Annotated in this window: 11 protein-coding genes; 3 read left to right on the top strand and 8 right to left on the bottom strand. The window is 69.7% G+C overall.

Annotated elements, in window-relative coordinates:
• Nucleotides 1-6 precede the first annotated feature (6 nt).
• The 8 genes from ASG63_RS07160 to ASG63_RS07125 form a co-directional block, all read right to left on the bottom strand.
• Entirely contained in the window at nt 7-1608 is a 1602-nt protein-coding gene (locus ASG63_RS07160; protein WP_056213573.1) for a sulfite reductase subunit alpha, read from the bottom strand.
• Nucleotides 1605-3392 carry a NirA family protein gene (locus ASG63_RS07155; protein ID WP_056213570.1) on the bottom strand — a complete coding sequence of 596 codons (1788 nt, stop codon included), beginning with the start codon at nt 3390-3392 and terminating at the stop codon, nt 1605-1607. Before ASG63_RS07155 ends, ASG63_RS07160 begins: the two co-directional genes overlap by 4 nt.
• Nucleotides 3393-3403: 11 nt before the next feature.
• Nucleotides 3404-4624 (bottom strand): NAD(P)/FAD-dependent oxidoreductase, encoded by a 1221-nt coding sequence (locus ASG63_RS07150; RefSeq protein WP_056213568.1) that lies wholly within the window; start codon nt 4622-4624, stop codon nt 3404-3406.
• 17 nt (nt 4625-4641) lie between these two features.
• Nucleotides 4642-5436 carry an ABC transporter ATP-binding protein gene (locus ASG63_RS07145; protein WP_056213566.1) on the bottom strand — a complete coding sequence of 265 codons (795 nt, stop codon included), beginning with the start codon at nt 5434-5436 and terminating at the stop codon, nt 4642-4644.
• 12 nt (nt 5437-5448) lie between these two features.
• Nucleotides 5449-6312 (bottom strand): nitrate ABC transporter permease, encoded by an 864-nt coding sequence (gene ntrB, locus ASG63_RS07140; RefSeq protein ID WP_056213565.1) that lies wholly within the window; start codon nt 6310-6312, stop codon nt 5449-5451.
• A complete protein-coding gene (locus tag ASG63_RS07135) occupies nt 6312-7601 on the bottom strand; it encodes a CmpA/NrtA family ABC transporter substrate-binding protein (protein WP_056213563.1) in 1290 nt (429 codons plus the stop codon). The genes ntrB and ASG63_RS07135 overlap by 1 nt, the downstream gene beginning before the upstream one ends.
• Nucleotides 7602-8010: 409 nt before the next feature.
• The gene (locus ASG63_RS07130) at nt 8011-9021 is read right to left on the bottom strand and encodes a CmpA/NrtA family ABC transporter substrate-binding protein (protein ID WP_056213561.1); all 1011 of its coding nucleotides are present in this window, start codon (nt 9019-9021) and stop codon (nt 8011-8013) included.
• A 13-nt stretch (nt 9022-9034) separates the two neighbouring features.
• Nucleotides 9035-9622 (bottom strand): ANTAR domain-containing response regulator, encoded by a 588-nt coding sequence (locus ASG63_RS07125; RefSeq protein ID WP_056213559.1) that lies wholly within the window; start codon nt 9620-9622, stop codon nt 9035-9037.
• 322 nt (nt 9623-9944) lie between these two features.
• On the opposite strand from ASG63_RS07125, the gene ASG63_RS07120 reads away from it, so the two are divergent.
• The 3 genes from ASG63_RS07120 (at nt 9945) to tkt (ending at nt 14777) form a co-directional block, all read left to right on the top strand.
• Nucleotides 9945-10613, top strand: coding sequence for a hypothetical protein (locus ASG63_RS07120; RefSeq protein WP_156394107.1), 669 nt, complete (start codon nt 9945-9947; stop codon nt 10611-10613).
• Between the two features lie 132 nt (nt 10614-10745).
• Nucleotides 10746-12650, top strand: a complete 1905-nt coding sequence (locus ASG63_RS07115) for a glycoside hydrolase family 15 protein (protein WP_056213624.1) — start codon at nt 10746-10748, stop codon at nt 12648-12650.
• 51 nt (nt 12651-12701) lie between these two features.
• A complete protein-coding gene (gene tkt, locus ASG63_RS07110; protein WP_056213555.1) occupies nt 12702-14777 on the top strand; it encodes a transketolase in 2076 nt (691 codons plus the stop codon).
• The last annotated feature ends 65 nt before the right edge of the window (nt 14778-14842 follow it).

Here is a 14842-nt window from a genome sequence, read left to right as displayed (position 1 = left end):
TGCGCCTCAGTACACGTCCGCCTGGTAGCGGCCGGTCTTCTTGAGGTGGGCGAGGTAGGCCACGGCCTCGTCGGGGTTCTTGCCCCCGAACTGGCCGGCGACGTCGATGATCGCCCGCTCCACGTCCTTGGCCATGCGCTTGGCGTCGCCGCAGACGTAGAAATGCGCGCCGCCCTCGAGCCACGTCCACAGCTCCGCGCCGGTCTCGCGCATGCGGTCCTGGACGTAGGTCTTCTCGGCGCCGTCGCGGGACCAGGCCAGCGACAGGCGGGTGAGCACCTTGCGGTTCTTCAGGGCGTTGAGCTCGTCCTTGTAGAAGAAGTCGGAGGCTTGGCGCTGGTGGCCGTAGAACAGCCAGTTGCGCCCCGGCGCTGCCGTCGCGTCGCGCTCGCGCAGGAACGCGCGGAACGGCGCGATGCCGGTGCCGGGCCCGACCATGATGACGTCCTTCGAGAGATCCTCCGGCAGGGCGAAGCCGTGCGCCTTCTGCAGGTAGACCTTGACCCGCATGCCCTCGGGGATGCGCTCGCCGAGATGGGTCGAGGCCACGCCCAGGCGCAAGCGCGAGCGGTGGCTGTAGCGCACCGCGTCGACGGTGAGCGAGACCCGGCCCGGATCGGCCTTCGGCGAGGACGAAATCGAGTAGAGCCGCGGCTGCAGCTCGTCCAGCGCCTCCAGGAACACCTCCGCGTCGGGGCGCGCGCCGGGGAACTTGTGCAGCGCGCCCAGCACGTCGAGATGGGCGGCGTCGCCGTCCGGGTCCTCGCCGGCGGCCAGCGCCTGCGCCTTCCGGCGGGCCTCGCCCGCGGTGAGCAGCGAGAGGAGCTGGTAAAGCCCGTCCGGCGCGCCGCCCAGGGCGTAGTCGGTCAGCAGCCGGTCGCGCAGGGTCTTGGCCCCGATCCGGCGCTCGGGCCGGGCGCCGAGCTCGGCGATCACCGCATCGACCAGGGCCGGGGCGTTGGCGGGGAACAGACCGAGGGAATCGCCGACCACGTAGTCGATCGGCGTACCGGTGAGGTCGATCTCGACGTGCCAGGTCTCCTTCTCGCCCCCCGGCGCGTTGAGCCGGGTGCGCGAGACGAAGGTCGCCTCCACGGGGTTCTCCCGGCAGTAGCCGAGGGGGCCGAGCGCGGGAGCGGCCTTGGGGGCGGCGTCCTCGGACGTCTTCGGCGCGCCGCCGCCGCCGGCCCCGAACTCCTCCTCGAGCTTCTTCAGCATCCGGAGCGTGTCCTTGCCGCCGGGCTGGCACAGGTTCAGGCGCTCCTCGTTCTTGAGGAAGATCGCGTTGGCGTAGTCGGCGCAGTTGTAGCCGCACTGGCCGCAATCCTGCTGCGCCATGGCGGCCATCAGCTTCTGCGGCTCGGGCCGTTCCTTCGCCATCGCCATCCGCTCGGGCAGCGGCAGCGAGGGATCGTGCCAGGGCGCGTCGTCGTTGTCCGCGAGTTGTTGCGCGCCGCCGGGCGCTTCGCCGGGCGCGAGGGCCGTGGCGCCCTCCACCGCGGGGCCGAGCAGGGCGGCGAAGTAGCCCGAGAGCCAGGCGCGCTGGTCCGGGTCGAACGGGGCGGTCTCGGGGATGAGGACCAGGGGGGGCGTGACGTGCTCGCTCATGCGGCAGCCTTCAGGACGGGTTGCTCTTCGGCGATGTGGCGCAGCGACTCGGGGCCGGTGCGGGCGGTGAAGGCCTGGAAGCTCTCCTCCGGGCCGATGCGCCGGGCGAGGTAGCTGCGCAGCAGCGCCTCGATGCGGGCCGGGCAATCCTCGGCCCGCACGGCCTTCCAGATCTCTGTGCCGATCTTCGGGCTGTCGCCGAAGCCGCCGCCGACCACGATGTCGTAGCCCTCGACCGTGTCGCCCTCCTCCGAGACCACGACCTTGGCGCCGATGAGCCCGATGTCGCCGATGTAGTGCTGGGCGCAGGAGTGGTGGCAGCCGGTGAGGTGGACGTTCACCGGAACGTCGAGCTCCGTCAGGTTCGCCTCGATGTGGTCGGCGATGACGAGGGCGTGGCCCTTGGTGTCGGAGGCGGCGAACTTGCAGCCGCGGTTGCCCGTGCAGGCGACGAGGCCGGCACGGATGCTCGACGCTTCGGTGGTGAGGCCGAGGGCCGCCACGCGGGCGCGGACCTCCGCCACCCTGGCGTCGGGCACGCCGGAAAACAGGAAATTCTGCCAGACGGTCATGCGGATGGCGCCGTCGCCGCACTCGGACGCGATCGCCGCCAGGGCGCGCATCTGGTCGGTGGTCATCTTGCCGACGGGCAGGATCACGCCGACCCAGTTCAGGCCGTCCTGGACCTGCCGGTGCACGCCCACATGGGCGAAGCGGTCCATGGGCCCGCGCGGGGCGATGTGGGCCGGGTCGACCCGGTCGAGCGTGGTCCCCAGCACCGCCTCGACGGCGGCGAGGTACTTGTCGAAGCCCCAGGCGTCGAGGACGTACTTCATCCGGCTCTTGTTGCGGTTGGTGCGGTCGCCGTTCTGGATGAAGACGCGTAGGATGGCGTCGGCGACCTTGTTGCAATCCTCCGGCCGCAGCACGACGCCGGTGTCGCGGGCGAGGTCCCGGTGGCCCGATATGCCGCCCAGTACGAGGCGCATCCAGATGCCCGGCGCGACGCTCGCGCCCTCCCCCACCCGCACCGCCTGGAAGCCGATGTCGTTGGTCTCCTCCAGCACCGGCATCACGCCGCCGCCGTCGAAGGCGACGTTGAACTTGCGCGGTAGGCCGAACAGCGAGCGGTCGTTGAGGATGTGGTTGTGCCAGGACTTGGCGAGCGGCCGCGTGTCGAGGAGTTCCTGCGCATCGATGCCGGCCACCGGCGAGCCGGTGACGTTGCGGATGTTGTCGGCGCCGGCGCCCCGGGCGGTCAGCCCGAGGTCGATCAGCCCGTCGAGGAAGGGCTGGCCGTGCTCGGGGGCGATCTCGCGGACCTGCAGGTTGGCCCGGGTGGTAACGTGGGCATAGCCGCCCCCATGCGCGTCGGCCAGATCCGCGATGCCGGCGAACTGCCAGTGGTGAAGGATGCCGTTGGGGATGCGCAGCCGGCACATGTAGGAATTCTGGGCCGGGGCCACCCAGAACAGGCCGTGATAGCGCCAGCGGAAGTTGTCCTCCGGCTTCGGTGGCTTGCCCGTCTGCGCCTCGGCGATGAGGCGGTTGTGGCCGTCGAAGGGGTTCTCGGCGCGCTTCCACTTCTCCTGCTCGCAGAGCTTGCCGCCGGCCTTCACCGTGGCGTCCTGCGCCTTGATGTGAATCGCGTCGGGGCCGGTGGGCTCGGCCGGGGCGGCGGCGCCCGGCGCGAGCGCCAGGCCGCCGGTCATCCGCGCGGCGGCGATCCCGGAGGCGAAGCCTTCGAGATAGCGCTTCTGCTCGGCGTTGAATGCATCGGCCATGGGTAGCCTCCTCACGCTGCGAGGGGTTGGGATGCGGGCGCGGTGCGCCCGAACAGGAGGTCGTCGCGGTGCTCGGCGATCGAGGCGCCGGTGCGGATCAGCTCCTTGCACCAGCCCTGCTCGGCGATGTCGCCGACGAAGACCGCGCCCAGCAGCCGGTCCTCGGCGACGACGAGCTTGCGGTAGAGGCCGAGGCCGGGATCCGACATCAGCACGGTCTCGGCCCCCTCCGGCGCCTCGATCTGGCCGGCGGAGAACACGGGCAGGCCCGAGACCTTGAGGCTGGTGGAGAGGGCGGTGCCGAGATAGGCCGCGTCCTCGCCCATGAGGTGGCGGCTCAGGGCCTCGGCCTGCTCGTAGGCGGGCTCCACGAGGCCATAGACCTGGCCCCGGTGCTCGGCGCACTCCCCCAGCGCGGAGATGCGGGCATCCGACGACTGCATCCGATCGTCCACCAGGATGCCGCGCGCGGTCGCGATCCCGGCATTCTGGGCCAGCGCCACGTTGGGCCGCACGCCCACCGACATCACCACGAGGTCGGCCGGCAGCACGGTGCCATCGGACAGGATCAGGCGCTCGACCCGGCCCTCCCCCTCGACCGACGCGGTGTCGGCCTTGAGGAGCACCCTGACGCCGCGCGCCTCCATGGCCCGCTTCACCAGGCCGGCAGCGGCGTGGTCGAGCTGGCGCTCCATCAGCCGGTCCATGACGTGCAGGAGCGTGGTGTCGACGCCGAGCCGCGCGAGGCCGACGGCGGCCTCCAGGCCGAGGAGCCCGCCGCCGATCACGATGGCCCGGGCGTGCTCCACCGCCGCCCGGCGGATGGCGGCCACGTCCGCGAGGTCGCGGAAGGTCAGCACGCCGGGCAGGTCCATGCCGGGCTTGGCCAGCCGGATCGGCAGGGAGCCCACCGCGAGCACGAGCCGGTCGAAGGGCAGGACGTGGGTCTCGCCGACGATCACGAGGCCGTTCTCGCGGTCGACTGCGGTCACCGGCGCGCCGGTGATCAGGCGGATGCCGTGATCGGCGTACCAGGCGAGGCCCCGAAAGGCGCAACCGGCCTCGTCGACCTCGCCGCCCAGCAGCGAGGAGAGCAGCACGCGGTTGTAGGCCGCCTGCGGCTCCGCCCCGACGACGGTGACGTCGTACAGGCCCGGCGCCCCCTCGGTCAGGCGCTCCAGGAAGCGCAACGACGCCATGCCGTTGCCGATCACCACCAGCCGTTCCCGCATCGCTCGCGATCCGTCCGTCAGGCCGCGATGGTGGGCTTGGCGTGGCGCGCGTAGAGGAACTCCAGCACCTCGGCGCGGGCGTGGGTGTAGGTCGCGTCCTCCACGAGATCGAGGCGGCGGCGCGGCCGCTCGAGGTCGACGGTCAGGATCTCGCCCACCGTGGCCGAGGGGCCGTTGGTCATCATCACGATGCGGTCGGAGAGGAGCACCGCCTCGTCGACGTCGTGGGTGATCATGATCACGGCGTTCTTCAGCCGGGCATGGATGTCCATCAGCGAGTCCTGGAGATGGGCGCGGGTGAGCGCGTCCAGGGCCCCGAAGGGCTCGTCGAGGAGCAGCACCTTCGGCTCCATGGCGAGGGCGCGGGCGATGCCGACGCGCTGCTTCATGCCGCCCGAGATCTCGCTCGGGCGCCGGTCGGCGGCGTGGGTCATGTTCACGAGCGCCAGGTTGTGGTCGATCCAGGTGTTGCGCTCGGCCTTCGACTTCTTGCCCTTGAAGACTTTGTCGACGGCGAGCGCCACGTTCTCGCGCACGGTGAGCCAGGGCAGGAGCGAGTGGTTCTGGAACACCACGGCCCGGTCCGGGCCGGGGCTGTTCACCTCCTTGCCTTCGAGGAGCACGCCGCCGGTGGAGGCCTTGAGCAGGCCGGCCACGATGTTGAGCACCGTCGACTTGCCGCAGCCCGAATGCCCGATCAGCGAGACGAACTCGCCCTTGTCGATCTTCACGCTGACGTCGCGCAGGACCTCGTTGGTGCGGCCCGCGCGGGTGAAGCTGATGCCGACGTTCTCGATGCTGAGATAGCTCATGGGAATCCCTCCTCAGGCCGTCGCGGTGCCGCGGGTGACCAGGGTGCCGACGAAGGCGACGAAGCGGTCGAGGATGAAGCCGATGATCCCGACATAGACGAGGGCGACGATGATCTCGGAGATGTGGGAGGAGTTCCACGCGTCCCAGATGAAGAAGCCGATGCCGACGCCGCCGATGAGCATCTCGGCCGCCACGATGGCGAGCCAGGACAGGCCGACGCCGATGCGCAGGCCAGTGAAGATGTAGGGGGCCGCCGAGGGCAGCATGATCTTGGCGAAGAACTCCAGCGGGTTCAGGCGCAGCACCGCCGCCACGTTGCGGTAGTCCTGCGGGATGTTCCGGATGCCCACCGCCGTGTTGATGATGATCGGCCAGATCGACGTGATGAAGATCACGAAGATCGCGGAGGGCTGTCCGTCCCGGAACGCGGCGAGCGACAGCGGGAGCCAGGCCAGCGGCGGGATCGTGCGCAGGACCTGGAAGATCGGGTCGAGGCCGCGCATGGCCCATTCCGACTGCCCGATCAGGGTGCCGGTGAGGATGCCCACGACGGTGGCCAGGGCGAAGCCGAGGGCGACGCGCTGGATGCTGGCGGAGATGTGCCAGAACAGACCCTTGTCGGTACCGCCGTTGTCGTAGAACGGGTGGGCGATGATGTCCCAGGCCTCGGTGACGACGCGCGACGGCGGCGGCAGGCCGGCGCCGGGGCGCGAGCAGAGCATCTCCCAGATCACCAGGAACGCGATCAGCACCACGACCGGCGGGATCAGGTTCTTGGCGATGGTGTTCAGGGTGGCCATCGTGACGAGGGGCGCCCGCTTCGGCTTGGCCGGCGCGGCGGCGGCGCTGGCCGCGAGGGTGGTGGTGTTGGCCATCACGCGATCCTCTTGATGCCGAGGCTGGACAGGTAGGCGGCGGGATCGGCCGGATCGAAGACCTTGCCGTCGAAGAAGGTCTCCTTTCCGCGGGAGGTGGAGGCCGGGATCGCGGTGACGCCGAGGGCCTTGGCCGCCTCGCGCCACAGGTCTTCGCGGTTCACCTTGGCGATCAGCGCCTTGGTGTCGGTCTGCGCGTCGAACTTGCCCCAGCGGATGTCCTCGGTGAGGAACCAGAGGTCGTGCGACTGGTAGGGATACGAGGCGTTGTCGTTCCAGAACTTCATCACGAAGGGGCTGTTCTCGACCACGCGGCCGTCGCCGTAATCGATCGTGCCCTTGATGCGTCCGGCGACGTCCGAGACCGGGACGTTCATCCACTGGCGCTTGGCCGCGATGGCGGCGACCTCGTCCTTGTTCTCGGGCCGGTCGCACCAGGCCTGCGCTTCCAGCACCGCCATCAGCAAAGCCTTGGTGGCGTTCGGGTACTTCTCCGTGAAGGAGGCCCGCATGGCGAAGGCCTTCTCGGGGTGGTCCTTCCAAAGCTCGCCGGTGGTGAGCGCGGTGTAGCCGAGGCCCTGCTGCACCAACTGGGCGTTCCACGGCTCGCCGACGCAGAAGCAGTCCATCGTGCCGACCTTCATGTTCGCCACCATCTGGGGCGGCGGCACGACGATGGTCTCGATGTCCTTGTCCGGGTCGATGCCGCCGGCGGCCATCCAGTAGCGGATCCAGAGGTCGTGGGTGCCGCCCGGGAAGGTCATGGCCGCCTTGACCGACTTGCCGGAGGCTTTCTTCTTCTCGATCGCCGCCTTGAACACCTTGGCGTCCAGGGCGACCTTCTGGTCGAGGTATTCCTTGGCCACCGAGATGCACTGGCCGTTGGTGTTGAGCCGGGCCAGGATCTGCATCGGCACGGGCACGTTGTTCTGCGTCACCCGTCCGGCCGAGATCAGGTAGGGCATCGGCGTCAGGATGTGGGCGCCGTCGATGCCGTTGCCTTCGGAGCCGAGGACGAGGTTGTCGCGGGTGGTGCCCCAGCTCGCCTGCTTGAGCACCTCGACGTCGGGCATGCCGTGCTTGGCGAAGAAGCCCTTCTCCTTAGCCACGAAGAGCGGGCTCGCGTCGGTGAGGGCGATGAACCCGAGCTTGGCGCCCTTCACCTCGGGGCCGGCCCCCTGCGCGAAGGCGCCCCCCGGCAGGGCCGTGCGGGCGAGGGCCGCCAGGGACAGCGTCGCGGCGGCCCCCTTCAGGAGGTCACGGCGGTTGTTGCGGACACCGTCAGTCATCGAACCCGAAACCCTCGCAATCATGGACATCCGCCAAAGAAAAAACCGCCGACCAAGCACATCCATCGAACGCACGATCGGCGTTCCGTGGGGGACTCGGGTCAGCGGCTCTGCCGACGGATAAGGCTCGTCATCGTTGGCGAGCCCCCGACGCTTTGCACGGGGCGTGCCAAGTCTGGTGCGGCCGCCGGACCATTGCGATGCCGGGCATCCCGGATGCGCTCCAACCGGTTCCGATCAAAGGTCTTTGTCAGAAACGTCTCAGCGGCCGCCTTCGGTTTCGGAGCCCGTGCGGATGCGAGAAACCAGGCCGGACCGCGAGATCGGCCGCCCGGTCTGCCTGCCTGCGCGCCACGCGCTGCGCTGCACAATCCGCGGGCACCCTGCCGATGCCCGCAGCAGCGGCCTCTCAGCCGGCGGCCGCGTACAGGTCGGGCCGGTAGATCGCCCGGGCACGGGCGGACAGGGCGGGCGTGGGCGTGATCTGACCGGCCTGTCCCATCTGGTCGAGGAGCCAGTCGGCCTGGTCGGGAACCGGCCGCTCGGCCGCGCCGCCGAACACGACGAAGCGCGACGCGGGCCGCTCGGTCCCGTCCGGATCGACCACCACGGTGCCGGCCAGGGCCCGGCGGACGAGGCCCGGATCGATGCCGAGATGGCTCGGATGGGCGAGCAGGCTTGCCAGCTCGCCCCGGTTCTCGGCCGCCGCGCACCAGCGCCCGGCCCGACGCACCGCGCGGACCAGGGCCGCACTCGTCTCCGCCGCATAGGCTGGCAGCGCCAGCACCTTTTCCGGGCAGTCCGGGGCCAGTTCGCAGCCGAGGGCGACGATGCGGCCGTATCCCTCGGCCACCGACACGCTGTTCCAGGGGCTGCCGGCGCAGAACCCGTCGATCTGCCCGGAGCGCAGGGCCTGGGCGATCCAGGGCGGCGGGATCACCACCAGCCGGGTCGCGGCGTCGAGGTCGAGCCCGCCGCGGGCCGCGAACATCCGGAGCTGGTAGGTGTGGCACGAGAAGGGGTGCACGGTGCCCAGCGTCAGGGGTCGACCCTGTGTGACCCGCACGCGTGCGACACGGGAAAACGCGCGTGCCATCGAGTCGAGATCGTCGGCTTCCGGCGCCATCTCGGCCCAGAGCGGGCGCGAGACCGTGACCGCATTGCCGTTGAGGCTGAGCCCGAGGGGCACCACCAGGTCGGTCTCCGGCCCGCTGATGCCGAGGGCGCTGGCGAGGGCGAGGGGCGCCAGCATGTGCGCGCCGTCGAGGTGCCCGAGCGCCAGCTTGTCCCGGAGCGTCGCCCAGGAGGGCTCACTGACGAGGTCCACCGCCAGGCCTTCGGCGGCGGTGAAGCCCCCCTCCACGGCGGCGATCAGGGGCGCCGCGTCGATGAGCGGCACGTATCCGAGAGCGAGTCTCATCGGGGCAGGCCTCTCATCCCAGGAGATCCGCCGCGGTCACGATGGCGCGGGCGATGTCGGCGATTTTCCGCTTCTCGTTCATGGCCTTGCGCCGCATCGTCCGGTAGGCCTCCTCCTCCGAGAGGCCCTTGGCCGTCATCAGGATACCCTTGGCCCGCTCGATGAGCTTGCGGTCGGCGAGCTCGCCCCGCGCCTCCGACAATTCGCGTTGCAGCCGCGCGAAGGCGTTGAAGCGCAGGATCGCCACGTCGAGGATCGAGCGGATGCGCTGCGGCTGCAATCCGTCGACGACGTAGGCGGAAATGCCCGCATCCATCGCCGCCTGCATCATCGGCACGTCCGAGCGGTCGACGAACATCGCCACCGGCCGCTCCACGTGTCGGGACAGGCCCGACATCTGCTCCAGGATGTCCCGGCTCGGGCTCTCCAGGTGGATCACGACCACGTCCGGGTTCAGGGCCGCCACCCGGGCCGGCAGGTCGGCGGTGTCGGGCAGGACCACGACGCGGGTGAAGCCCGCCGCCATGAGGCCCTCCTCGAGGATCGCGGCGCGGGCACGGCTCGGGTCGATCACGGCGACGGTCAGGGTCGGCTCGGTCATCGGTGTCCGGGGACGCGAATCGGGGTTGGGGCGGTCCCGGCAGGTCGCATGCCGGTCGAGGGGATGACAAGGCACATGACGCTGTGGGCGCGGGCGTGGCGTTCGGAAGGCGGGGAACAGGAGGGTCATCACCGGGAAGGCAAGCCGCATGCCCGGCGAAACATTACCGTTTGGAGAGGAAACAGCCCAGGTTCCGCCGCAAACGGCCCGGCTAATGGCGCTGGCGATCGGACCGGTTGCTGAAACGCACAGCGAGGTGCCCCGGATGTCAGGCTGCACGCCCCCCGATCAGACGGCGTTCGAATCGGGTTCCGCGCGTGGCGTGACGCCGCCCCTCCTGCCGACGCTGGCCATGGCGGTGATCCTCGGGGCAGCCTCCTATCTCTGCCACGAGCCGGCCCCTGTGGCACCGGCCTCAGTTCCGGCGACAGCGGTGGCTGCCGCACCGGAGGCGACGGCGGTGGCGCCCTTCATCCCGGCCCCTCTTGCCTTCCAGTCCCAGTTCCCACTGGTCATCGTCGCCCAGGCCGAGCCCGCCGCCCAAGCCCACAGGACCCTGCCTCGGCCTGCCCGCCTCGCCGCTCCGCGCGGGTTCGAGCATCCCCGCCTTGCAGCCGCCAAGGTCGCGCCGACCACCGACAAGGCGCCGCAGGTTTCCGAGAGGGCACCGCAGGCCCCAGCGAGACCGCCGCAGGTTCGAGAGAAGGCCCTGCCCTCCGCGGCCGAGGCCGAGGTCTCGCATGCCGCCGCCGAGGGGGACGAGGGCGTGCTGCCCGGGATCGGCCTGCCTGACGCGACCTTGCCCGACCTCGCCCTGCCGTTCGCGCCGACGATCCGCGCGGTGACCCAGGCGGGCGCCGCTGCCGGCGCCTTCATGGGCGCTAAGACCGCCGCCGCCGGTACCTTCGTGAGCGACCAGAGCGCGGCCCTCGGCGCGGAGACCGCAACCCTCGGTGCCGCCGTCTCCGGTTGGATCGGGCGCCTCCGCTGAACGCTTTCGAAGCGTTGGCGGGCCAGCAAAAGCGCCCCTGACCCTGGACCCTGCCGCCTTCGAAGACTACGTGGACGCTCAGCGATGCTGCGCGGCCCCGTGACGGTCGACGTCGCGAGGACGAGGACCTGGATGGCCGGACGGATCGAGGATTACGCGCTCGTCGGCGATGGCCGTACCGCTGCGCTGATCGCCCGCGACGGCAGCGTTGACTGGCTCTGTTGGCCCCGCTTCGATTCCGCCGCCTGCTTCGCCGCCCTGCTCGGCACCGAGGATCACGGCTACTGGAAGCTCGGCCCTATGGATGCGGCCGCCACGACGCGCCAGTATCGCGAGGGCAGCCTCGTCCTGGAGACCCGGCACGAAACCGCCGCCGGCGTCGTGCGGGTGACCGACTACATGCCGGCCAACGATGGCGCGCATCTCGTCAGGATCGTCGAGGGGCTCGAGGGGACCGTGCCCATGCGGATGCGCCTTCGCGTCCGCTTCGATTACGGATTGGCGGTGCCCTGGGTCTCGCACAACGAACTCGGTGATCTCCGCGCGATCTCCGGACCGCACAAGGTGGTGCTGCGCACCCTAGTGCCGACGTTCGGCCAGGATCAGACCACCGTCTCGGAATTCACGGTGGAAGCCGGTCAGAGCGTGGCCTTCACCCTGAGTTACGGGGCATCCCACGAGGACGACCCGGCGCCGATCCAGCCGCGCAAGGTGCTGTTCGAGACCGATCGCTACTGGCGCGACTGGTCCAGCCGCGCTGCTTCCGGCACGCCCTGGGACGCGATCCTGAAGCGCTCGCTGCTCACCCTGAAGGCACTGATCTACCAGCCGACCGGCGGCATAGTGGCCGCGCCCACCACGTCCCTGCCGGAGGATCTCGGCGGCGTACGCAACTGGGACTACCGGTTCTGCTGGCTGCGCGATTCCACCTTCACGCTGATCGCCCTGATGGATGGCGGCTACCTCGACGAGGCCCGCGCCTGGCGCGACTGGCTGGTGCGCGCCGTGGCTGGGAACCCGGAGCAGGCGCACATCCTCTACGGCATCGCCGGGGAGCGCATGCTGCCCGAGATCGAGCTCGATTGGCTGCCCGGCTACGAGAACTCGAAGCCCGTGCGCATCGGCAACGCGGCGGTGGAGCAGTTCCAGCTCGACGTCTACGGCGAAATCTTCGACGCGCTCTATCAGGCGCACCAACGCGGCCTCCAGGGCGATGCCGACGGCTGGCGCGTCGGCGAAGCGCTGCTGCGCCATCTCGAGAAGGTCTGGTGTACGCCCGACGAGGGCATCTGGGAGGTGCGCGGCGGACGCCGGCACTTCGTTCACTCGAAGGTCATGGCCTGGGTCGCCTTCGATCGGGCCATCCGTTCCTTCGAGGAGGCCGAGACCCGCGAGCAGGATGAGATTCGGACCACCGGTTTGAGCCACCGGCCCAAGGAGGCTCGTGACGTGCCGGTGGCGCGCTGGCGCGAGATCCGCGAGCAGATTCACGCGGAGGTCTGCGCCAAGGGCTTCGACCCTGAGCTGAACAGCTTCGTGCAGTCCTACGGTTCGAAGCGACTCGACGCGAGCCTGCTGCTCATCGCCCATATGGGCTTCCTGCCCCAGGACGACCCGCGGGTGGTCGGCACCGTGGAGGCCATCGGGCACACCCTGATGCGCGACGGCTTCGTGCTGCGCTACGACACCGAGAACCAGACCACCGACGGTCTGCCCGGCGACGAGGGCGCGTTCCTGCCCTGCTCGTTCTGGTACGCCGACAACCTCATCGGTCTCGGGCGCTGCGACGAGGCGCGTGCGCTGATCGAGAGGCTGATCGGCGTCTGCAACGATGTCGGATTGGTGGCGGAGGAGTATGATGTGAAGGCCCGGCGCCTCGTGGGCAACTTCCCGCAGGCTTTCAGCCACGTCACGCTGGTGAACACCATTCTCAACTACAGCCGGGCCAAGGGGCCGGCCAGGGAGCGGAGCAGCGGCTCTGCGGAAGCCGAATCTCCGGGTGCGACCACGCCTGCACCCCAACGGTGCGACGCCTGAGCGTTTCGGACGCTCCAGGCGAACAAGCCCACAGATGAAGGACGACGAGAGATGAGCGGAGCAGATACCAAGCCGAACGCGGCCCTGAGCGAGATCGACAAGCTCAGCATCGACACGCTCCGGACGCTCGCCATCGACGCGGTGCAGAAGGCCAATTCAGGCCATGCCGGCGCCCCTATGGCGCTGGCACCGGTGGCCTACACCCTATGGAACCGCTACCTGCGCTATGACCCGGCGCACCCGCACTGGCCCAATCGCGACCGCTTCGTGCTCTCGGCCGGTCACGCCTCGATGCTGCTCTACGGCCTGATCCATCTCGCCGGCGTGACCGAGAAGGACGGCGGCAACGCGCCCGCCCTGACCATCGACGACCTCAAGAATTTTCGCCAACTCGACAGCCGGACTCCCGGCCATCCCGAGTACCACTTCACCACCGGCGTCGAGACCACGACCGGTCCCCTCGGTCAGGGCGTGGCGAACTCCGTCGGCATGGCGATGGGCGGCCGCTTTCTCGGCGAGCGCCTGAATCGGCCCGACCTGCCGCTGTTCGACTACAACGTCTACGCCATCTGCTCGGACGGCGACCTGATGGAAGGCGTCGCTTCGGAGGCGGCCTCCATCGCCGGGCACCTGCGTTTGTCGAACCTGTGCTGGATCTACGACAACAACACCATCACGATCGAGGGCCACACCGAACTCGCCTTCTCCGAGGAGGTCGCGGCCCGCTTCCTTGCCTATGGCTGGCAGGTCCTGCGCGTGGCCGATGCCAACGATGTCCACGCGGTCTCGTCGGCTCTGGAGACCTTCCTCCAGTCCAGCGACCGCCCGACGTTGATCGTCGTCAACTCGATCATCGGCTACGGCGCGCCCAAGAAGCAGAACACCGCCAAGGCCCACTCGGACGCGCTCGGCGAGGACGAGGTCAAGGGGGCCAAGCGTGTCTATGGCTGGCCCGAGGACGCGCAGTTCCTGGTGCCCGACGGGGTCTACGACAACTTCCGCAATGGCATCGGCAAGCGCGGTGCCGAACTCTACGCCACCTGGGAGGGCTTCTTCCACGAGGCCAAGGCCGCGGACCCGGTGCATGCCGAGGAACTCGATGCCTATCTCGAGGGCCGGTTGCCGGCCGGCTGGGACAAGGACATCCCGGTCTTCGAAGCGGACGCCAAGGGCCTTGCCACCCGTGAGTCCTCCGGGAAGGTGCTGAACGCTATCGCGCAGCACGTGCCGTTCATGCTGGGCGGCTCGGCCGATCTCGCGCCGTCCAACAAGACCAATCTCACCTTCGAGGGAGCCGGCTCTCTGACACCCTTCGAACCGGGTGGCCGCAACATCCACTTCGGTGTGCGCGAGCACGCGATGGGCTCGATCGTGAACGGCCTGGGCCTCGTCGGTCTGCGCGCCTACGGCGCCACCTTCCTGGTCTTCGCCGACTACATGCGCCCGCCGATCCGTTTGGCGGCCTTGATGGAGGTGCCGGTCTTCCACGTCTTCACGCACGATTCGATCGGCGTCGGCGAGGATGGTCCCACCCACCAGCCGGTGGAGCAACTGCTGACGCTGCGGGCGATCCCGGGGCTCGTCACCCTCCGCCCGGCGGACGCCAACGAGGTCGCGGAATCCTATCGGGTGATCATGAGCCTGAAGGATCAGCCGGCGGTGCTGGCGCTGAGCCGCCAGCCGCTGCCGACCCTGGACCGGTCGACGTACGCCGCGGCGTCCGGCACCGCCAAGGGGGCCTATGTCCTAGCCGATTGCGAGGGAACGCCAGAGGTCATCCTCATCGGCACGGGCTCGGAGGTACAGCTCTGTGTCTCGGCCTACGAGGCGCTGACGGCAGAGGGCGTCAAGGCCCGCGTCGTCTCGATGCCGTCCTGGGACCTGTTCGAGCGTCAGGACGAGGGCTACCGCAACAGCGTGCTGATCCCCGAGGTGCTGGCCCGCGTCGCCGTCGAGCAGGGCTCGGTGATCGGCTGGGACCGCTTTGCGGGCTCGGCGGGCACGATCATCGGCATGCACACCTTCGGCTCCTCGGCGCCGATCAAGGACCTGCAGACGAAGTTCGGCTTCACCCCCGAGAAGGTGCTCCAGGCCGCCCGCGATCAGATCGCTCGACACAGGAAGTAGGCGGCGCGAACGTTTTCCCCTTCCCTTCTGGGGGAGGGCCGAGGGCCGAGTCGGCGCCGCCAGCT

The sequence above is a fragment of the Methylobacterium sp. Leaf94 genome, assembly GCF_001426045.1.
In the GTDB taxonomy this organism is placed as follows: Bacteria; Pseudomonadota; Alphaproteobacteria; order Rhizobiales; family Beijerinckiaceae; genus Methylobacterium.
The sequence above is the reverse complement of the archived record's forward strand: the minus strand, read 5'-3'. Positions and strand labels throughout refer to the sequence as shown.